This window comes from Phocaeicola barnesiae DSM 18169 = JCM 13652, from assembly GCF_000374585.1.
GTDB lineage: Bacteria > Bacteroidota > Bacteroidia > Bacteroidales > Bacteroidaceae > Phocaeicola > Phocaeicola barnesiae.
In genome coordinates this window covers 162,264-184,256 of record NZ_KB894647.1, presented here as the reverse complement: position 1 = coordinate 184,256, position 21,993 = coordinate 162,264, and the positions used below count along the sequence as shown (strand labels likewise).

The 21,993-nt window shown below is 46.0% G+C and carries 16 protein-coding genes and 2 pseudogenes; 14 read left to right on the top strand and 4 right to left on the bottom strand.

The genetic code is table 11. The features are described 5' to 3' along the window. Positions 1–112 precede the first annotated feature (112 nt). On the bottom strand, positions 113–1,684 hold the full coding sequence (locus tag C510_RS0106895; RefSeq protein WP_018710610.1) for a sulfatase family protein: 1,572 nt from the start codon (positions 1,682–1,684) through the stop codon (positions 113–115). A 482-nt stretch (positions 1,685–2,166) separates the two neighbouring features. Here C510_RS0106895 and preA point away from each other — a divergent pair, with 482 nt between their 5' ends. From preA to C510_RS16890, 7 genes are read left to right on the top strand one after another with little or no spacing between them, the layout of a single operon-like run. Then, a complete protein-coding gene (gene preA / locus C510_RS0106890; RefSeq protein WP_244870457.1) occupies positions 2,167–3,486 on the top strand; it encodes an NAD-dependent dihydropyrimidine dehydrogenase subunit PreA in 1,320 nt (439 codons plus the stop codon). Positions 3,487–3,543: 57 nt separating this feature from the next. Further along, positions 3,544–3,846, top strand: coding sequence for an STAS domain-containing protein (locus tag C510_RS0106885; RefSeq protein WP_022339579.1), 303 nt, complete (start codon positions 3,544–3,546; stop codon positions 3,844–3,846). A gap of 28 nt (positions 3,847–3,874) precedes the next feature. After that, positions 3,875–6,487, top strand: a complete 2,613-nt coding sequence (locus C510_RS0106880) for a non-ribosomal peptide synthetase (RefSeq protein WP_018710607.1) — start codon at positions 3,875–3,877, stop codon at positions 6,485–6,487. A 51-nt stretch (positions 6,488–6,538) separates the two neighbouring features. Continuing rightward, on the top strand, positions 6,539–11,131 hold the full coding sequence (locus C510_RS0106875) for a non-ribosomal peptide synthetase (RefSeq protein WP_018710606.1): 4,593 nt from the start codon (positions 6,539–6,541) through the stop codon (positions 11,129–11,131). 13 nt (positions 11,132–11,144) lie between these two features. Continuing rightward, on the top strand, positions 11,145–11,279 hold the full coding sequence (locus C510_RS17820) for a hypothetical protein (RefSeq protein ID WP_261976287.1): 135 nt from the start codon (positions 11,145–11,147) through the stop codon (positions 11,277–11,279). 12 nt (positions 11,280–11,291) lie between these two features. After that, positions 11,292–12,611, top strand: coding sequence for an MATE family efflux transporter (locus C510_RS0106865; RefSeq protein WP_018710604.1), 1,320 nt, complete (start codon positions 11,292–11,294; stop codon positions 12,609–12,611). Positions 12,612–12,617: 6 nt separating this feature from the next. Further along, positions 12,618–13,190: a 4'-phosphopantetheinyl transferase family protein gene (locus C510_RS16890; protein WP_018710603.1), complete on the top strand. Its 573-nt coding sequence runs from the start codon at positions 12,618–12,620 to the stop codon at positions 13,188–13,190. A gap of 312 nt (positions 13,191–13,502) precedes the next feature. Here the strand turns inward: C510_RS16890 and C510_RS0106855 are convergent, their stop codons facing one another. Next, positions 13,503–14,537 (bottom strand): virulence RhuM family protein, encoded by a 1,035-nt coding sequence (locus C510_RS0106855; RefSeq protein WP_018710602.1) that lies wholly within the window; start codon positions 14,535–14,537, stop codon positions 13,503–13,505. Between the two features lie 155 nt (positions 14,538–14,692). Here C510_RS0106855 and C510_RS17915 point away from each other — a divergent pair. Together C510_RS17915 and C510_RS17050 are read left to right on the top strand one after the other, a co-directional pair. Continuing rightward, a pseudogene (locus C510_RS17915) lies at positions 14,693–14,857 on the top strand (AAA family ATPase); the annotation flags it as partial. Positions 14,858–14,890: 33 nt separating this feature from the next. Further along, positions 14,891–15,547, top strand: a pseudogene (locus tag C510_RS17050) (ATP-binding protein); the annotation flags it as partial. 321 nt (positions 15,548–15,868) lie between these two features. Here C510_RS17050 and dnaK read toward each other — a convergent pair. Further along, entirely contained in the window at positions 15,869–17,785 is a 1,917-nt protein-coding gene (gene dnaK / locus C510_RS0106840; protein ID WP_018710599.1) for a molecular chaperone DnaK, read from the bottom strand. Positions 17,786–18,148: 363 nt separating this feature from the next. Then, complete coding sequence (locus C510_RS0106835) at positions 18,149–19,093, bottom strand: DUF4476 domain-containing protein (RefSeq protein ID WP_018710598.1); 945 nt, start codon at positions 19,091–19,093, stop codon at positions 18,149–18,151. A gap of 311 nt (positions 19,094–19,404) precedes the next feature. Here C510_RS0106835 and C510_RS0106830 point away from each other — a divergent pair, with 311 nt between their 5' ends. From C510_RS0106830 to C510_RS0106810, 5 genes are read left to right on the top strand one after another with little or no spacing between them, the layout of a single operon-like run. Next, positions 19,405–19,851: a DUF3836 domain-containing protein gene (locus C510_RS0106830; RefSeq protein ID WP_018710597.1), complete on the top strand. Its 447-nt coding sequence runs from the start codon at positions 19,405–19,407 to the stop codon at positions 19,849–19,851. Positions 19,852–19,872: 21 nt separating this feature from the next. Then, complete coding sequence (locus C510_RS16230) at positions 19,873–20,706, top strand: CPBP family intramembrane glutamic endopeptidase (protein WP_018710596.1); 834 nt, start codon at positions 19,873–19,875, stop codon at positions 20,704–20,706. 12 nt (positions 20,707–20,718) lie between these two features. After that, on the top strand, positions 20,719–21,372 hold the full coding sequence (locus tag C510_RS0106820; RefSeq protein WP_018710595.1) for a DUF2975 domain-containing protein: 654 nt from the start codon (positions 20,719–20,721) through the stop codon (positions 21,370–21,372). A gap of 14 nt (positions 21,373–21,386) precedes the next feature. Beyond that, on the top strand, positions 21,387–21,638 hold the full coding sequence (locus C510_RS0106815; RefSeq protein WP_018710594.1) for a hypothetical protein: 252 nt from the start codon (positions 21,387–21,389) through the stop codon (positions 21,636–21,638). 17 nt (positions 21,639–21,655) lie between these two features. Continuing rightward, entirely contained in the window at positions 21,656–21,865 is a 210-nt protein-coding gene (locus C510_RS0106810) for a helix-turn-helix domain-containing protein (RefSeq protein WP_018710593.1), read from the top strand. Positions 21,866–21,993: the final 128 nt, after the last annotated feature.

Here is a 21,993-nt window from a genome sequence, read left to right as displayed (position 1 = left end):
ACACAGCAATAAACAATTCCAAGCTGATGGATGGCTGAAAATATACCTATAACTTGCAGACGCACATCATTACTGTTGCCTGTTAGATGGGCTGTCTGCACAGAAGAATCTATTATTTGTTTTCATGGTAGATGGAACTGGTACGTACCCTGCGTGCTATCTTTTGCAGCTCGAATACCTTGGCAGGATATTTTTCAGCTACATTTTCCTGTTCGTATACATTCTCATCCAATAAGTACAGTTGAGGCGTACTCAGGTTACCGGTTTCTATTTTAGGTCCCCACGGAATCATGGCAGGACCATCACTCGGGTCGATGTATTTCCACTTTCCGGATCTGACAGATAAGACATGGTTGGAAGAATATTCCATGACCCAGGGACGATTTGTCTCATCATCTCCTAATAAGGTGCTTAAGCGGTTCCAACTGTCGGGAGCTGATTCTTTCGGAAGTCGGGCGCCTATCAGTTTTCCTAACGACGCCATCCAGTCTATCTGCGAAATGAGTGCTCCGGATTCTTTTCCTGGTTGGATTCGGGCTGGCCAACGAACGATGGCTGGTACGGCAGTTCCTCCTTCGAAAGCGCTGTACTTGTTACCACGCCACGGACCGGACGGACGATGCCCGTTCAACCGTTCTTCCGCTTCGTCTGCATAACCGTCGTCTACTACCGGACCGTTGTCGCTGGATAATATCACCAGCGTGTTTTCAGTCAGTCCTAAACGGTCAAGCGTGTTCAGCAGTTCTCCTACTGACCAGTCAAACTGTGCGATGGCATCTCCGCGCAGACCCATGGGGTTCTTCCCACGGAAGCGGTCGTGCGGAAAACGGGGGACATGGACATCGTTCGTGGCGAAATAGAGGAAGAAAGGTTCGTCTTTGTGGCTTTCAATGAACTGTATGGCATGTGTGGTGATGGAATCGGCGATATTTTCATCTTTCCATAATGCTTTTCCTCCTCCTTTCATATAGCCTATCCGACTGATACCGTTTACGATGGACATGTCGTGCCCGTGGCTCGGCTTCAGGTTGTAAAGCAGTTCGGGATTGTCCTTTCCGGTAGGTTCTCCCGGGAAATTCTGTCTGTAAGATACTTCGATAGGGGCCGAAGGGTCATAATTGGCTATTTGAGAATCTTCGATGAAGACACAGGGCACGCGGTCGGCGGTAGCAGCCATGATGTAATGATAGTCGAAACCTAAGTCGGCGGGTGTAGATGAGAGAGGGGCATTCCAGTCCTGTTCTCCGGTTTTTTCTCCCAGTCCGAGATGCCATTTTCCGATAGCTCCTGTGGCATATCCTACACTCTTGAACATATCGGCCAGGGTGAATTGTCCCGGACTGATAATCATTCCGGCATTTCCGGCGGCTACATCGGTTCCCGGTTTTCTCCAGGCGTATTCTCCGGTCAATAGGGAATATCTGGAAGGAGTACTGGTAGCTGCGACAGCATGTGCGTCGGTAAACCGGATACCTTCTTGAGCTAAACGGTTTATATGGGGTGTTTGTACGTTCTTGGCTCCGTAACATTCCAAATCGCCGTAGCCTAAATCGTCGGCATAGATAAGGATGACGTTCGGTTTGTCTGTAGAAGCAGTCGGCTGGTTCCCGTTCGAGGTTGCAGCAACGGCTTGCAGGGTAGCTATCGGGGCGGCGAGAGCCAGTGTCAGATAGTGTGTTCTCATATCAATCGGTCTTTTTATAGGTTCATTATGGTACAAAGCTATATAAAATAGTCGAAAAACTTATCTTGTCCGGAGGGCTTTACCGTTTTTTTGTTGAACTTCCGATATGCGTTGATGTATAAGCCTTGTTTGTGTCTGATTTGTAAGACTTTCAGTCGTAGCAAGGCAGAAGATGGATAAAATCATAATTTTTTTTAGATTATTTTGACAGGCTGAAGATTAATCATTACATTTGAAAGATGCAAATGAATAATAACCTCAGTAAAGCTGCATGCTGTCCATTCATCGGATAGTGACATAGCTTTCTATGAAACACAGACTTTTATGAAAAAGGATAGAACAGTTATGGCGGATGCCGACAGATGTCTTATGTGCTTCCGTCCCGTTTGTGATTTGGTATGTCCGGCTGACGTACGTCCGGCAGCTGTCATATAGACAATGAATCAGGAGCTGGATTACGGTTGGGGGATGGTACTGCTTGCTTGAACTGTAATGATCCGAAATGTGAAAAAGCTTGTGCCCGTGGGCGTATAGACCATGCTATACAGATACGGGACATCTGTCGGGCTGTGTCCGGTCAGACAAAAAAGCAGGTGAACGGAAAGGCTGACTTGTCGGTGGATTTCTGTGGAGTGCGGTGTGAGAATCCTTTCCTGCTGGCATCCTCACCTATAGCCTCCTCGTATGAAATGTGTTGCCGTGCTTTTGATCAGGGATGGGCTGGGGTGGCTTATAAGACCATCAGTTTTTATCAGACCCGGGAGGTTTCCCCCCGTTTCGACTGTTTGCCGCCCAGAAGTTCATCCTCATTTCAAGGGTTCAAGAATCTGGAACAGCTTTCACCTTATACTGCCGAAGAAAATTTCGATATTCTCTGTCGGTTGAAAGAAAAATATCCTGAGAAGGTAATCATTGCTTCCATCATGGGACAGACTACTGAGGAATGGACCACTCTCGCGCGTATGGCGGAAGAGGCAGGAGCTGATATGGTGGAGTGTAACTTCTCCTGTCCGCAGATGGCCAAGCAAGGGTTGGGCAGTGACATCGGACAGTCTCCGGAGTTGATTTCACTTTATACACAGGCTACCCGTAAAGGATGTGGTCTGCCTATTATAGCAAAGATGACTCCTAATGCGGGGAACATGGAGCCGTTGGCTGTGGCTGCCGTAACTAGCGGGGCTGATTCTGTAGCTGCCATCAATACCATCAAGAGTATCACCCGCATTCATCCGGAGAACTATTCTTCTTTTCCGGATATTGAGGGAAAATCTGCCGTAGGTGGTTATTCAGGACGGGCTGTAAAACCGATTGCACTGCGGTTCATCCGCGATCTGGCAGTTTATCCACCCTTGGCCGGCGTGTCCTTGTGCGGAATAGGAGGAATTACAACCTGGCGTGATGCCATGGATTTTCTGTTGCTGGGATGTGATACCGTACAGGTCTGTACTTCTGTCATGGAATATGGATACCGGATTATCGATCATCTGAAAGAAGGCCTTTCCATCTATATGCAGGAGAAGGGATATAACCGGGTGGAGGAATTCCGTGGGAAGGCATTGCCACATATCGTTTTGCCTGAACAACTGAACCGGAATCGTCGGCTTGTCTGTGAGATAGACCGTCAGTCCTGTATCGGGTGTGGAAGGTGCTATCTGTCATGTCAGGACGGAGGACATCAGGCTATCCGTTGGGACGGCCATCGTCCGCAGGTAGAAGAGACAAAGTGTGTGGGTTGTGGCCTGTGTACCTTGGTTTGTCCGACAGAAGCCATTGGATTGAAAGAGGTTCATGACATCGGGTAAATCGGTCTTCAGGAAGATTTAAACAGCTTTTTATTGGACATTAAAGAATATATTACTATGAATGTAGCTATTATACAGAATGGAGAAGAAACCGTCGCTAAGGTTGACGGACGTCTGGATACACTTTCTGCCACAGAATTGGGGGATTCACTGTCGGCATATACATGCACTCCCCAGATAAATCTTGTGTTGGACTGTTCCGGGTTGGAATATATCAGCAGTGCGGGGCTCCGTATCTTGTTGATGTTACATAAATCCATTGTTTCAAAAAAAGGTAAATTTATACTCCGTCATCTGAATCCGGAGGTGAAATCTGTTTTTGATATGACAGGTTTTTCACAGATTCTGACATTGGAATAATATGAATCCTATCTAATAATCTTGTATTATGAAACAGACAGCACCTTTATCGAAATCACAATATGGCATCTATGTGGAGTGCATGAACCATGTGGGTGAAATTTATTATAATACGGCATTTGTTTTTCGTTTGGATGGTAGCCTGGACGGTCAGAAACTGTGTAAGGCAGTTGAAGCGACAGTAATGGCACATCCGGCCTTGTTCACGAGAATTGCATTGAACGATGACAACGAACCGGTGCAGAGTGTTGGCCTGTCCGAAGAAACGTGGTCGTTGGATGTTGAACCGGTTGAGGACATTGACCAGGCTCTTTCCGGCCTGATTCAGCCGTTCGACCTTCATAAAGACCGCTTGTTCCGGATACGTCTGTTCAAGGATGCCGAATATTTCCACTTATTTGTAGATATTCACCACATTGTCAATGACGGGACTTCGCAGGCCATCTTTCTCCAGGATATAGAAACGGCTTATAACGGGGAACCGATTGCTCCTGAATGTATCACGCTGTGCGAACAGGCTACAGAGGAAGTCGGATTGCGTGCTACGGCTGAATTTGAGGAGGGGAAGCAATGGTATGCCCGGAATTTTGACTGTGCCGATACGTTTACCGGACTTACACCCGATTTGGAAGAAGAGGGACGGGAAGAAGGGACACTCAGACGTACATTGGCGGTTAATCTGGAGGCTGTGGATGCTTTCTGTAAAGAACACGGCATTTTTAAGAGCAACTTCTTTACCATGGCGTATGCTTTCTTGCTGGCCAAATACAACAATGAACAGGAATCCTTTTTTACTACGGTCTATAACGGTCGTTCGGACAAGCGTCTGGCACGAACGATAGGTATGTTTGTCAAGTCTGTTCCGGTCTTTACGAAATTTACTTCTGATACCTCTGTCATGGAACTTCTTCGGAACGGGCAGGAACAGATGGGCGGCTGTCGGAAACACGAAGCCTATTCGTTTGTAGATTTCATGCAGGACATCGCCCCTCAATATGACAACATGTTTGCCTGGCATGGGGAACTTTTTGACAATGAGCAGATGATGGGGAAACCCATGAAAAGAACTTGGCTGATGGATAGTCCGCTGGACATTCAGTTGTACCTGAAGGCCTTCATTGAAAACGGAAAGTGTCAGATTGTTGCTGAATACAACGCCAAGGCCTATTCGCAAGAGCTTGTCTGTCAGTTCATGGAAAGCTATGAGGCAGTAGTGAACGGTTTCCTGTCGCAGGAGTTTTTGCGTGACATCAGCATCGTTACTGAAAGTCAGACAACTGTATTGGATTCTTTCAACCGGACAGACTGTGAATACGATGATACCCAGACCATCGTCTCGTTGTTCCGCAGACAGGCGGAAGCGACTCCCGATAACGTGGCATTGATTTATAAGGATAAACGCTTTACTTATTCACAGATAGATGAAATCAGCGACCGGATTGCTGCCCGCATCGCGTCGATGGGTTTAGGAGCTGAAGATGTGGTTTCAATCCTGATTCCACGTTGCGAATGGATGGGTATCATTCCGATGGGAGTCCTGAAGGCGGGATGTGCGTATCAGCCGCTGGACCCGACTTATCCGAAGGAACGTCTGAATTTCATGATGAAAGATGCCGGTGTAAGTCTACTGATTGCAGATGAAGGCCTACGTCCGTTGGCCGATGAGTTCCAGGGGGAGACATTGTTTACCGGTGAACTGATGGATTTGCCTCGGGCGGAAGTCCAGCCTGTTGCGCCGTCACCATCCAGCCTGTTCATTCTGCTTTATACCAGTGGCTCTACCGGAATACCGAAAGGTTGCCAATTGGAGCACGGCAATCTGGTGGCTTTCTGTCATTGGTACCAGTCCTATTATGGCTTGCATGCCGGTGATAAGGTGGCAGCATACGCCAGTTTCGGATTCGATGCCAGCATGATGGATATGTATCCGGCTTTGACATGTGGAGCGACGGTCTGCATCATTCCTGAAGAAATCCGTCTGGACTTGATGGCGCTGAATGAATACCTGGAGCAGAATGGGGTTACACATTCGTTCATGACTACCCAGGTAGGTTACCAGTTTGCTACCAGTATCGAGAATCGTTCGCTCAGACATTTGTCTACCGGTGGTGAGAAACTGGTTTCGCTCGCTCCTCCTCAGGAATATAACTTCTATAATGTCTATGGGCCTACTGAGACCACTATCCTTGTCACAGCCTATCGGATTACGCAGAAACTGAAGGAAATTCCGATTGGTAAGCCATTGGATAATATGAAACTGTACATTGTGGATAATCATGGACACCGGTTGCCGGTAGGAGCAGCCGGAGAGTTATGGATTTCCGGTCCCCAGGTCAGCCGTGGGTATCTGAACCGTCCTGAAAAGACGCAGGAAGTCTATATCGCCAACCCGTTTACGGACAATGAGAAATATGCACGTATTTATCGTTCGGGCGATGTCGTCCGCTACTTGCCGTCCGGCGATATTCAGTTCGTAGGGCGTCGGGATGGCCAGGTGAAAATCCGTGGTTTCCGTATCGAACTGAAAGAAGTGGAAGGTATTATCCGTGAGTTTCCTGGCATCAAGGATGCGACTGTCCAGGCATTTGATGAGGAAGGAGGAGGTAAGTTCATTGCCGCCTATATCGTCAGTGATGAATAGATAGATATTGAAGCCCTGAATCGGTTTATTCTGGAAGAGAAGCCGCCTTATATGGTACCGGCTGTCACGATGCAGATAGACAGTATTCCGTTGAACCAGAATCAGAAGGTGAACAAACGGGTGTTGCCGAAGCCGGAAAAGAAACCGGTATCGGTAGCGGAAGGGAATGTTCCGATGAATGTATTGGAAACTGAGCTGCATCAGTTGATTGCCGCCATCGTTAACCACGAGAATTTTGGAGTTACTACCGTGTTGGGTTATGCCGGGCTTACTTCCATTACAGCCATCAAATTGGCTGTTCAGATAAACAAGCGTTATGGAGTGGTTGTCGATGCCAAGTCGCTGGTGAAGAATGGAACCTTGCAATCCATTGAAAACGAAATCCTCCGTAAGATGCTTCATGATGCTTCTGCGGATGGACGACAGGAAGAAGCCGTAAAAAAGGAAATTGTTACTTCAGCTCCTTTGTCGTATGCACAGACCGGCGTTTATTTTGAATGTATGAAGAATCCGTTCTCTACGGTCTATAACATACCCTGTCTGCTGACTTACCCGTCGGGGACTGATGCCTGTCAACTGGCAGATGCCGTCAAAACGGTGATTCACGCTCATACTGCCATGAACATCCGTTTTGAAACACAGGGCGAGGGAGTCAGACAATACTTGGATGCAGATCTTGCCATACAGGTGCCGGTAAAGGCCATGACGGAAGAGGAGCTCACACTCTATAAGGAGGAGTTTGTCAGACCGTTTAATCTTCAGAAGGCACCGCTCTGGCGTTTTGAAGTGATAGAGACACCTTCGGCTGTTCATCTGCTGATGGATGTCCATCACCTGATATTCGACGGTGGTTCGGTGGATTTGTTTATCCGTCAGGTCAGTGAGGCATTGGAAGGGCAGACTGTCAGTAAGGAGACCTATACTTTCCTGGATTTTGTCCACGACCAGATGCAGGCAGAGCAGACCGAATCTTTCCGGAAAGCTGAAAAGTTCTTTGCCGAAAAGCTCCAGGCATGCGAAGGAGCCAGTGAGGTTCCTGCAGACCTTCAGAAAACCGATAAGGAAAGCAGGATAGGGGAGGCTTGTTGTCCGGTCAATCACGAGGAAGTGGCCCGTTTCTGCCGGAGCCATGATATTACTCCGGCTCATCTGTTCTATGCGGCAGTGACGTATGTCGTTTCCAGGTATACCAATAATCGGGATGTCTATTTGTGTACGGTCAGCGGTGGACGAAGTAACCTGAAAGTGAGTGAGACTGTCGGTATGTTTGTCAATACGTTGGCATTGGGACTTTCTGTCGATGATGTTACCGTGGAAGACTTTCTGCAGACAGCCAGCCGGACTTTTACGGAGACGTTGGAGAACGAGAATTATCCGTTTGCCCGTATCGCATCCGATTATGGTTTCCAGCCGGCCATTGCGTATGCCTATCAGGTGGGTGTGCTTTCGGCATACAGCTTGAAGGGACAATCTATCGGCCAGGAAGTGTTGGAACTGGATGTGCCTAAGTTTAAAATCAATATTCAAATCCAGTCTCAGGGAGTAGTGGTTGAATATGACGATGCGTTATATAGTCGTTCCGTAGGGGAGGCGTTGGCTGAAAGCATTGTTGCGGTTGTCGAGAGGATGATGCAGATGCCGTCTGAACGAATCCGGTCGCTTTCCATCGTCAGCCGGAAACAGGCTACAGCATTGGATAAAGTTCGGACAACGGGTAGCGGTGAATCGCCGTTCAGACTTTTCCACGAATGTATTCATCATTATGCTGTCGTGGCACCTGACAGGGAAGCATTGGTGGCTTGCGACGCTACATTTACCTATGCAGAAATGGATGAGCTTACGGACCGTATCGCATCGGGATTGCGGGCCAGAGGAGTATTGCCTCGGGATCGTGTCGCTCTTCTGTTGCCTCGAAGCAGCCGGTTGATACTGTCTCTTTTCGGAGTCTTGAAGGCTGAGGCCTCCTACATCCCTTGCGATCCTGAATATCCGGCGGACCGTGTAAAATATATCCTCGAGGATTCCGGTTCCGCTTATATCATTACCGACGGCAATCATGCGAAGGGTTTGCCAAAAGATAAGGTAATCGATGTGGAAGGATTGGTAAAGCATCCGATAGAAAGGTGGGCACCTTCCATTACTTCGGATGATTTGGCTTACATCATCTATACCAGTGGTTCTACCGGTAAGCCTAAGGGAGTGATGCTTCGTCACGAAGGAATATGTAATTACCTTACTGCGCATCCGACCAATGTTCTTGCTCATGCTGTTCAGGCAGATACGGAGCGGATTCTGAGTGTGACGACCATTTCTTTCGATGCGGCACTGCAGGACATCGGGACTGCTTTCTTCAACGGAAAGACATTGGTTCTGGCCACCGAAGAACAGGCCAACAATCCGATAGAACTGGCTCGGCTCATCAGCGGTCAGCGTATCGATATGGTGTCTGGAACTCCGTCACGTTGGCTGACTTGGCTTACCAGTGGGGATTTCGCAGAGGCTATCCGGTATATCCGGATAGCACGTGCAGGTGGAGAAAAATTCTCCGGTCAGTTGCTTGAACTGCTGAAGGCAAAAACTTCGGCACGTATTTTCAATTGTTACGGTCCGACAGAGACGACGGTCGCTTCCAATAACAAGGAACTGACTCATGCCGTTTCGGTGACTGTAGGTAAACCTCAGCTGAATGTCAAAGAGTTTGTGGTAGACCAGGATGGCAACGAATTGCCGGTAGGAGTAGTCGGTGAATTGTATATCGGGGGCCGTGGGGTAGCACGGGGTTATAATAATCTGGATGATATGACCCGCGAACGTTTCATTGCCTATCAGGGTGAGCGTGTATACAAATCTGGTGATTATGCCAAATGGAATGCTGACGGAGATATTGTCATTCTTGGAAGAACAGATAACCAGATCAAACTGCGGGGACTGCGTATCGAACTGGGTGAGATTGAGAATGTCATGCTGAAAGTGGAAGGTCTGGAAAAGGTTGTCATCCTTATCCGGAAACTGAACGACAAGGAACACTTGTGTGCCTATTATACAGCCGACCGTCCCATTGCTCCGGATGCTTTAAAGGCGGAAATCTCGAAGAGTCTGACCCAATACATGGTTCCGACAGCCTATCTGCAAGTTGATAAGATGCCGATGACACCTAGCGGGAAGACTGATGTCAAGGCATTGCCGGAACCGGTGCTGGCTGTCAGTTCTGCTTATGAAGCTCCGGCCAATCCGACGGAACATATTTTCTGCGACATCTTTGCGTCTGTCCTGCAAATAGACAAGGTGGGAGCAACCGATAATTTCTTTGAGTCCGGAGGTACATCGCTTGTCGTTACCCGGGTAATCATTGAAGCGGATAAGGCGGGTTTGCGTATTACTTACGGAGATGTCTTCGCTCATCCTACTCCGCGGCAGTTGGCCCGTTTGGTGAACGGAGATAAGGAAACAGACGGACAGGACGAAGTTGCCGATTATGATTATGGAATAATCAACAGCCTCTTGAAATCCAATACATTGGAAGCATTCAAAAAAGGAGAGAGACTGTCGTTGGGCAATGTCTTGCTGACGGGTGCAACTGGTTATCTCGGTATCCATATCCTGAAAGAACTCATCGGTTCCGATATAGCCCATATTTATTGTCTGGTGCGTGACAAGAATCTGGAAGCCGCTGAACGTCGTTTGAAGACGTTGCTGTTCTATTATCATGACGATGAATTTTCGTCTTTGTTCGGCAATCGGATCCATCTGGTATTGGGAGATGTGACACAGACTATCGACGAAACGCTTCCTGTCGATACTGTATTCAATTGTGCCGCTGTCGTGAAACATTTCTCAGAAGGTACCTTCATCGAAGATGTGAACATAGGAGGTGCCCAGCATTGCGTGGATTTCTGTCTGAAGAAGAATGCACGCCTTGTCCATATCTCTACGGCAAGTACCCGTGGATTGAGTGTCAATGGTATACCTGACAGTCAGGAAGTGTTTACGGAGCAGAAACTGTACATGGGACAATACTTGGGCAATAAATACATCTATTCCAAGTTCATGGCCGAAAGGCTGATACTCGAAGCGATAGCTACCCAAGGGCTTTCTGCCAAGATTATGCGTGTGGGTAATCTGGCAGCACGTTCTACGGACGGAGAATTCCAGATAAACTTCCTGACTAACTCGTTTATGGGACGTATCAAGGTATACAACATGCTGGGATGCTGTCCTCACGAGATGCGGACTTCCAGGGTGGAATTTTCTCCTATCAACGAAGTCTCGAAGGCGATTCTGTTGCTGGCTTCCACTCCAAAGGAATGTTGTGTATTCCATCCGTTCAATATCCATACCCAGTTTCTGGGTGATGTGTTGGAGGTCTTGAAATCTGTTACCGGAGGTATCGATTTCGTGGAAATGGAACAATTCGAAGAGGTGATGGAAAAGGCCAAGAGCGACCCGACCAAGGCCAAGATCCTTTCCAGTCTGCTGGCTTATCAGGATATGGCTCACGGGCAGAAGACAAGCGATGTGAACCGGGATAACAGTTATACGACTCAGGTTCTTTTCCGGTTAGGATTCAACTGGTCTGCTACATCGTGGGATTATATAGAACGCATGCTTCATGCAATCTGTGGATTAGGTTTCTTTGATATTTAAACGGCGGATGATTATGAAAGCAACAGTATCGGAACATACGTTGACCGACTTTCCTGCAATTGGGAAGAAAACCTTGTTGATGGTGACTGATAATGGTCGGATGACCGACTTTGAACTGAATCTGGATGCTTTTGACGTATATCTATAAAATGAGTAATTGATGAAAGAAACAAACGAAAAAGACCGGGAATTGTCCGTGGTATTCTGGCGATACCTGTGGTCATCTATCCTCATATCTTTATCTGCAAGTGTAGGAACCGTTGTAGATGGAATTATTGTGGGTAACCTGATCGGGGAAGACGGAGTCAGTGCTGTCAATCTTTCTTCTCCGATGATACAGCTGCTGTTTACCATCAGTCTGGTGGTGGCTTCGGGGGCAGGTATGCTGATTGGTTTTGCCTTGGGGCAAAAAGACGGCAGACGTGTCCGTTACATCTTTACGCTTTCCATGGTGGCGAGTCTGTTGGTTGGAGTGCTGTTTACGGGTGCCGGATTTTATTTCAGCGACAGCATTACCCGGGCATTCTGTCATGATGACTATTTGTTCACATATACTCATGATTACCTGAAAGTGATTCTGATAGGTGCTCCATCTTTCATGATGCTTTGGGAAATATCGGCGGTGATAGGCGTGGACGGTAGTCCGCGTCTGGCTTCTTTGGCCATCATTGTAGATAATCTGGTCAACCTGTGCTTGGATATTGTCTTCATCGAATATGTCGGATGGGGAATAGCCGGTTCTGCTGCCGCAACTGTGGTAGGACATCTGGTAGGAATCCTTATTATGCTTCGTCATTTCAAGGGAAAAGGGAACAGCTTGACTTTCTCATTGACTCATGATAAGCCCGAATTCCTCAATATTGTCCTGCAGGGAGCGCCTTTGGCCATTGCTTCGGTATGTCTGACGTTGTTATTGGTTTCGGCCAATCATGTCTTTCTTTCTGCCAAGGGACAGAACGGCATCTTTGTGTTTGCCGTATGTATGAATCTTTTGCAGATATACAACATGTATATTTCGGGAACCTGCCGGACACTCCAGTCATTGGGGGCTGTTCAGATAGGAAAGAACGATGATCATGCTTTCAACTTGATTCTGAGGAAGTCTTTCCTCTTTATTACGGTTTCTATGGCAGTGACCTGTCTGCTTATCTGTCTTTTCCCGGGAGTGATTTCCCGGGCTTTCGGGGCAGACAGTCCGGAAGTGATAGCCGAGTGCAATCATGTGTTCCGGATTTTTGCCGTCAGTTTCATACCGTTCTGTTACATCTATCTCATCATGATTGTGTATAAACTGTATAAGCAGGACTGCATGGCCCTTTTCATATCCTTTGCGCTCTCGCTTACCGTCATTCCGGTACTTCTGTTGTTTTTCCATTATGCTCCGCAGTACCTTTGGTATAGCTATCTGGTAGCCTATCTGTTGGAGATTTTAGCCATTTTTGTCCTGCATAAGCTGACACATGCCAGGCTGAGCCTGTAGAATGATATGGTATTGTTGACAGAAGATATCTGGAGTTTTAATCTCGATGCTGCCTGGCAGGAAATTTCCGGGCAGCGTCGGGAATATGCTTTAAAGTACAGGACTGAGTTGGACAGACGTTTGTGTGTCAGGGCGTATCTTCTGCTTTGCGAAGGGTTACGTAAAGGATATGGTATCACTTCTGTGCCACTGTTTGAGTTCGGAAAATATGGCAAACCGATGCTGGTAGGTTATCCGGATATTCATTTCAGCATCAGCCATTGTCCGGAAGCTGTCATTTGTGTGCTTGACGATAATCCGGTCGGTGTGGATATTGAACTGGTCAGTAGTTTCGATGAACAGGTAGCGCGCTATGCCATGAATCAGGAAGAACTGAGACAGATAAAATCGTCTTCGCGGCCGGATGTCGAATTTGCCTGCTTGTGGACAAGAAAGGAAGCTGTATTGAAGCAGTCTGGTTTCGGCCTTTCAGACAACGTGAAAGAGGTATTGACAGCTCATCCTTTACCTGTTGAAACCTTTATCAGCCGGAACCTGCATTACGTGTATAGTATCTGTAGAGCTGATTGTAATCTATAAACGCAAAAAGCGTGCAACTCGTTGAGCTGTACGCTTTTGCTTATTGTTTATTATTTGTTTACTTATCGGAATCATTTGACTTCCTCAAAATCAATACATTATATCTATCAGCGACTTGCATGAACGTGTTGCAAATATAGCGGAAACCCAAAAATAAGCATCCATAAGCAACCACAGCTCTTTACTGCAAAAGTACGATTTTCTACCGAAAATAACGAAAGGAAAACGCAGAGAATATCAATGTTAAATGACAACAAAAACTGCATCACTAAGTCTTTTTTCAGTAACAGTTGCGATTTCTTCATGACTTGGTTATGGGTTGTCTGGTGTAAAATCAAGTGAGGGCAAATCTTTGTCATCCAATTTATCAAAGTCGGACTTAAACAGGCGGTCTTGAATGACACGATACTTTTCAAACTCCGTTTCGGCAAACTCTTTGGCGTATTCAGCCGTGACCTTTCCTGCATCGGAAAGAATAGATCTGTCCGTTATATCCAGAAATTTGTCAATACGTTTCGCCCAATCCTCCATCGTCATCGGAATATGGCGTTTCGCCATATCTTCCGCTATATCAAGAAAACTGTTGACGATACGTCCCATTGCCTCCAGTTCATTTTCTTTAAGGTAATTCTTGGCAACACTTACATCCGGTTTTACTATTTTTCCGTCCGGAGCCTTCTCCCATGTGGTCAAGCCCATGTGCTCTTTCTGTGCATCTGCACGGTCAACAATCAGTTCCGCTGCCGTATGTCCATGTACCGCATAATGCATTTTGTTCTGCACCTTTTTGTAAAACAGACGTGTTGTGGGCGCACTCTTGCTATAATCTATGGCCGTAGCGTATATATCTGTAAGTTTCTGGTAAAAGCGCCGTTCACTCAGACGTATCTCGCGAATTTCGGCAAGCAGATGCTCAAAATAATCCTCCCCGATGAATGAGCCGTTTTCCATCCGCTTTTTATCTATGACATACCCACGGATGGCAAACTGGCGTAGAACGTATGTACACCATTGGCGGAATTGTGTGGCTCGGATAGAATTAACGCGGTAGCCAACGGAAATTATGGCGTCAAGGTTGTAAAATGCGGTATTGTATGTTTTACCGTCCTCGGCAGTATGTGCAAATTTTGCACATACTGATTCTTGCTCTAATTCTAAACTGTCAAAAATGTTTTTTAGATGTTTTGTTATAACCGTTCTGTCAACGCCAAACAATTCAGCCATTGCTTTTTGGGTTGCCCAAATTGTTTCATCCTTATATAACACTTGTATGCCATTCTCCTTACCCTCGGCAATAAAGGTAAGAAACTCTGCCGTACTATTCCGTATTTCAAAATTCTTTGCCACGATTCCTTTGGTTATTAATTATCACATATACAAAGGTATGGAAAATACTCAGAAATCTATTACAAAATTATATTCAGGAATAGATTTTACGTAGATTTCTTCTCCCTAATCCGGTTTTCTCATTCGAGCTGGAAGGGAAATGAGCTTTTTTATGTATGTTTGTAATTGAAATTGGAGTATTGTGCCCATACAACAGCAAGAAAATCATGCAAATACACGATAACATACTTATAGCGGAATGCTCGTCTTACGATTTTAAGGAAATGCTGGAACGTAAGAAAGTAAAGTCATGGCTTAAATCTGTGTCGGCTTTTGCTAATATAGGCGGTGGCAGTTTGTTCTATGGAATAAACACAGTAATGGGTGGTGAAGTACATATTGACATCTATGATGACCGGGTAGAATTGGTATCACCCGGCGCAATGCTTGATGGCACGCAAATCCAAGACCGAGACATATACAAAGTGCCGTCCATGCGCCGTAATCCAGTTATTGCGGATATGTTTACTCAGTTGGACCGTATGGAGAAACGTGGTTCGGGCTTAAGGAAAATGCGGGAACTTACGGAGAAACTGCCTAATTTCTTACCAGGCAAAGAACCACAATATCAAACGTAAGCAATTTCTTTCTATACCACATTCTATAATTTGAATTGGGGAGAGAACGGAAGGATACCTATAGAGGAAGTCGCCAACAGAGTAAATAGTAGCCTCGAAAAGTACCCTGTAAACGAAGAAAGTTCGGTGAAAAAGTACCCTGTAAACGAAAAAAGTACCCTCGAAAGGTACCCTGTAAAACAGAATCTCAATAAACCTGTTGGTAGGACGGCTCAACGTATCATTGATATGGTTATATCAAACCCAATGATAACCCGTGAAAAAATGGCAAATGGATTGGGTATCTCTTTGCAAGGTGTCAAGAAACAGATAAAGAATCTTAAGGACAGAGGTATTCTCATCCATGAAGAATCTGATAAAACTGGCTATTGGCGCATTATTATCAAACCATAAACAACAATAGAATCACATGGCAATATTCATATTAGTTTTTACCTTACTTATGGCTTTCTTAGCAATATCCTTATTGCTTGGTATAGCCCCAATAAGTTAGAAAATTAAATCCAGAACAATGTATATGGGTGCAACGTTTATGATACTGATTTAGTTCCACATTATCTACTTTTTTGTCTTGTCGCAAATATGTCGCAAATAAGAGATAAAAAAGCCCATAGAAAACACATAGAAAGCATGAACCCTATAAACGCAAAAAGCGTGCAACTCGTTGAGCTGCACGCTTTTGCTTATTGTTTATTATTTGTTTACTTATCGGAATCATTTAACTTCCTCAAAGTCAGCATCCTGAACGTTATCGTTCTTGCCAGCATTCTGGTTGTTGTTTGCCTGACCAGCGTTAGGACCAGCCTGTGCACCGCCCTGAGCACCTGTCTGAGCATACATTTCAGCGCTGGCTGCCTGGAATGCAGTCTGGAGTTCAGCGCTTGCAGCATCGATACCAGCCAAATCCTGAGCCTTGTGAGCGTCTTTCAGTTTCTGGAGAGCTGCTTCAATCGGAGCCTTCTTGTCAGCCGGAATCTTATCGCCAAGGTCCTTCAACTGATTTTCAGTAGTGAAGATCAAGCTGTCGGCCTGGTTCAGTTTGTCGATACGTTCCTTTTCCTTCTTGTCGGCTTCTGCATTGGCTTCTGCTTCAGCTTTCATACGGTCGATTTCTTCCTTGCTCAAGCCAGATGAAGCTTCGATACGGATAGCCTGTTCCTTACCGGTAGCCTTATCCTTGGCAGATACCTTCAAGATACCGTTGGCATCGATATCGAAAGTTACTTCAATCTGAGGTACACCACGACGGGCAGGAGCAATACCAGTCAAGTTGAACTGACCGATTGATTTGTTCTGAGCGGCCATCGGACGTTCACCCTGCAGTACGTGGATAGTAACTTCAGTCTGGTTGTCGGCTGCAGTAGAGAAGATTTCGCTCTTCTTGCAAGGAATAGTCGTGTTAGCTTCAATCAGCTTGGTCATCACACCACCCATGGTTTCGATACCCAGTGTCAACGGAGTTACATCCAGCAATACGATGTCACCTACACCAGCCTCCTTGTTCAATACGGCACCCTGGATACAAGCACCTACGGCTACTACTTCGTCCGGGTTTACACCTTTTGACGGAGCTTTACCGAAGAAATCTTCTACCAGTTTCTGAACGGCCGGAATACGTGAAGAACCACCTACCAGGATTACTTCGTCGATGTCGGCGTTGTTCAGACCTGCGTCGCTCATGGCTTTCTTACAAGGTTCCAGACAAGCCTGAATCAAGTTGTGAGCCAACTGTTCGAATTTGGCACGGCTCAAAGTCTTAACCAAGTGTTTAGGAACACCGGCTACCGGCATGATATACGGCAGGTTGATTTCGGTTGAAGTAGAAGAAGACAATTCAATCTTAGCCTTTTCTGCTGCTTCTTTCAGACGCTGCATAGCCATCGGGTCAGTAGTAAGGTCTGCACCTTCGTCGTTCTTGAATTCCTGTACCAGCCAGTCGATGATTACCTGGTCGAAGTCATCACCACCCAGGTGAGTATCACCGTTGGTTGACAATACTTCGAATACACCGCCACCGAATTCCAGGATTGAGATATCAAATGTACCACCACCGAGGTCGAATACGGCAATCTTCATATCCTTGTTTGCCTTATCCACACCGTAAGCCAAAGCAGCGGCAGTCGGTTCGTTTACGATACGTTTTACATCCAGACCCGCAATCTGACCGGCTTCTTTGGTAGCCTGACGCTGTGAGTCTGAGAAGTATGCCGGAACTGTGATGACTGCTTCTGTCACTTCCTGACCCAGGTAGTCTTCGGCTGTCTTCTTCATTTTCTGAAGAATCATGGCTGAAATTTCCTGCGGAGTGTACAGACGGCCGTCGATGTCTACACGCGGAGTATTGTTGTCACCTCTTACAACTGAATACGGTACACGAGAGATTTCTTTCTGAACTTGATCGTAAGTTTCACCCATGAAACGTTTGATAGAGTATACTGTACGTTTCGGGTTAGTGATAGCCTGACGCTTAGCCGGGTCACCTACCTTACGTTCGCCACCGTCAACGAAACCTACCACAGAAGGAGTAGTACGTTTACCTTCGCTGTTAGCGATTACCACTGGTTCGTTACCTTCGAATACGGCAACACATGAGTTTGTAGTTCCTAAGTCAATACCAATAATCTTTCCCATAATTGTATCTTTTTTTATTTTTATTATCTGATTAGTTTATTCTGTAGTGCCGAAGCATTACGTCTTATCTTAAGCAAATGGCGTGCCAAAAGATTCAACCCTGATTTTTGTGGAGGAGACTGACATTTTGACCTTGGATGCTGACAAGTTTTGCCGTACTTTCCTGTTTCCCCGCCAGAATGTGCGTTTCCGATGTTTTTCAGACATAATCCTGGCTGTAAAAAGGAGGGTCAGACGTAATCCATGAGTTCGGGTGGAGAGGTATTTACAGAGGTACTATAAAACGAACGTTTATTTTTAGTAAAACGAACGTTCGAAATGAGTAGAACGAACGCCTGCTTTGTTTGAAACGAACGTTCGTTTTCAGGGAAGGTATTGATCCAGTATTTTCTGAGCATCCTTTTTCCCTGAAGAGAAGGTGAATGCGTCGATGATGACCTGTTGCTGATAGTAGTCTTTGATATGTGGAGCTAGAATTTTGAGAAATTCCAGGCGCTCCTTGTCGAAGTCACAGATGGACATCAGCCGGACGCATTGGTTGCAGGTCAGCCGTTTGTTCTGAACCTCTCTTCGCAGGGTAGCCAGTTGTTCGGAGGAAGGAAACGCTTTCTTTACCTTATTATATATAACATCTATCTCTTTATCTGTCGAAGAGCGTTGAGGCTGATACCTTCGGGCCAATATTTCTTTTGCTTTCTTCTCTCCCGAGATGAATGTCATGCTGTCTATGATGCTGTCGCTGTTCCGATAATCGGATATGGCTGGTTGCAGAATCTCCAGCGCTTCCAGGCGTTCGTCGTCGAAGTTGAATAGTTTCAACAGCTCGGCTACTTCGCTGCAGGTAAAGCGGTACCGGCAAGCTGCGTCCTGCAGAAGTTTCAAGCGGTCGTCTTTGAACGGTTTCTCCTTCACTTGCCAGTAAAGGAGATCGAACCAGCTTTGTGGACGCTGTGGGTAGCCTTGGCTTTCGGGGTAGGGAGGATAGGTGCCTATCGGGGGGTAGGCGGTTACCGGAGGAAAAGTACCGTCGTAAGAATCGAGTGCGATGACTTTGTCGTCCTGGAAATCCAGGGTGATGACGGTCTTTTCGCCTCCCCAGTGTGTCTTGTGGTATTCCCATTGTTCGATTCCGTTATTGAAACGGCGGAATTCCGGTTTTCCTAATGTTGCGATCACTTCTTTTCGGGTCATCCCCTCATGAAGGTTTCCCATCAGTTGGGAACGTTGGTTGGCAGTGTCATAGAGTCCGCAGCCGGTTAGGGTGGATAACAGGACTGCCAATGCTGTTGTCTGTATCAGGTTCTTCATAAGAATTTTGGTTTTTGGTTGTAGGACAAAAATATACAATAAAAACGCCCCGAAAGACGGTAAACCCCTATGGTGAAGTATGGAGATTCCTATTTCGGATAGGGTTTTCCTTATCAGACTGCAAGAATCCTGTATAAATACCCGTTTTTTCAGCGATAATCCTGTTATTGGATAAAAATATATCGAAAAACGATAAATTATTTCTGTTTTTCTTTGGAAGTTCGAATTTAATGCCTATATTTGCATATCGAAAAACGATAAATATTTATCGAAAGCAAACACGAGTAATAAAACATCAAACACAAAGCCTTATGAAAAAGACATTCCTTACAAGAACATTCGTGGCAGGTATCGCTGCCGCATTGATGACATTGACAGCCGCAAGTGCAAATGCAAAAGAAACATTCGTTTACGGAGAAAACCAGGATACTTTGACGGTATCGACCTTGAACGAAGACGGCAAAACGCTGACTCCCAAATGGAAATATGAATATCAGTATGACAGTTTGGGAAACATGACCGGGAAAAAGGCATACCGGTGGCAGATGGATAGCCGGACATGGAAACCCGCTTATCTGCTGACAATGACTTCGGAAGATTCTCTCCACATCATGGATTATGCCGAATGGGATGAGACACGTCGCAGTTTCGGACGGAACCGTCGGCAGAGTATCTATTGCATCGGCAGTGACCATACGTTGCTGACGTGGCATACAACTTCAACACTCCAGGAGATGACAGATAACCAGTTATTCTAACCATTAAACATGTAAACGATTATGGGACGCACCATTAAACTATTATTGTATTTCTTTGCCTACCAGTTGGCTTTCATGGGAGTATTCATTTGTGGATATATGATTCACAAGGGTGTTTTCGAAGTGCCGCAGACACCTGACAGTACGTATACTTCACTCATTCTGTTGGCACAGGTGCTTTCTACGGCAGCTATGGGTATCCATCTGCTGGTCGGGAAGTATGTACCGCTCGACCGGAAGACCTGGAGTTATTGCAGTTCACCGAAAGTGCTGATTGCTTCAGTCGTTTTTATTCTGGCCTTGGGTTTATGGACCAATTATTTGAGTGAACTGGCCGATTTGCCCAACAGTATGCAGGAAACTTTTGAAATGATGATGCGTCATCCGTTGGGAATCATTGCCATTGTCATCATGGCACCGATTGTAGAAGAGCTTCTGTTCCGCGGAGCCATCGAGGGATATCTGCTCCGTAAATGGAAGCATCCGGCAGGCGCCATCGTCTTTTCGTCACTGGTTTTCGGGCTCGTACACGGAAACTGGGTGCAGGCTCCTTTCGCCTTCGTTATCGGACTGGCATTGGGATGGATGTATTACCGTACCGGCAGTCTGCTTCCTGGTATCCTGATGCACTTTGTCAATAACGGTACAGCGGTGCTCGGTTTTCTGATTACCGACAATCCGGAGGCCACCATGGTTTCTGAATACGGTCCGCAAGGCGCTGCCTGGATGGCGGTGGCAGGAGCTGTAGTCACTGTACTCTGTGTCTACCTGTTCCAGAAGAAGCTGGTTACTCAACCGGCAGTGTGGCATGAGGCTGAGGCGGTGGAGAATCAACAGGATAAGTCTAACCTCTAACTCCTTGTTCGTATGAAAAAGAAATTGAATTTATTGTGCCTGTGTGTCATTGCGGCCTTTCTACTTTCCGTTTCCGGAAATGTCCAGATGATAGTCCGGATATTTATCAATGGATTTGAGATAGGCATGAAGGCTGCTGAGGAAGGCGGTGAAATGCCCGTTCTTCCTGCCTATAAACAGATACATACGATGCCTACCGATTTGACGGAGGTTACCGGTACGGTCACTAACCTGAAGGATGGAAGCCAGTTGGCTATTAAACCGTTGGTCTCTTTGGTAGAATGTCCATCTATGCCGACAAGTTCTGCTGCTGCACTGTGGGAAGCTATGGCTGCCTTGGTAGTTATCGTGGGATTCATTTATACAACCGTCTATTTCTGTAAACTGATTGTTCAGATTAACCGGAACATTGTGTTTGATTGGACCAATGTGAAATATCTTCGTCGGATAGGATGGGGACTGATAGCCATTTTCTTTTGTGCTTTCGTCAGTGTATGGATAACCAATTATCAGCTTTCTCAGGTAGTTGCATTGAAAGGGACGGAATTTAATCTTCTGTTGGCGTTTTCCGATCCAACCTTTATCTTAGGATTTATTGCCTTATTGGCAGCGGAGGTGTTTGCTCTTGGCTTGAGATTGAAGGAAGAAAATGATCTGACTATTTAAATTTGGATGTAAGAATGAAAGCTATGAAACGATGTGCTAAATGGAAGGCGGCAGTCGGTATTATCCTGACCACGATGCTTACTTTGATGCTGTTGACCATCATCTACTGGCTGTTTGTCGAGCCGCAGATAGAGACAAGCTTTAACCGGATACTGGTTATGATGGGGATGATTTATGGTGGAATGTATCTGCATCATCTGCTGATCAGGCGTTATACCTGCTGGTGGAATGTGTGGGAAGAAAATAAGAAAGAAAACGAAAACTAAAACTAAACTGAATCATTATGCCGATTATCGTAAATCTAGATGTGATGATGGCGAAACGGAAGATTTCGCTGGGAGAGCTTGCTGAGAGGATTGACCTTACACCGGCTAACCTTTCCATCCTGAAAACAGGAAAAGCCAAGGCGATACGCTTTTCTACCTTGGGAGCCATCTGTAAGGAACTCGACTGTCAGCCGGGCGATATCCTGGAGTACAGGCCGGATGAATGAAGCGGTTTGTATCTTTTTTAAAATCATCTGTGTCATAAAAAATCATCGTGGCTTGATTTAAATCATGAAAATCAAGTCTCGGTGATTTTTTTGTTTGTATCCGCAAACAAATATCTAAAATGGGTTGT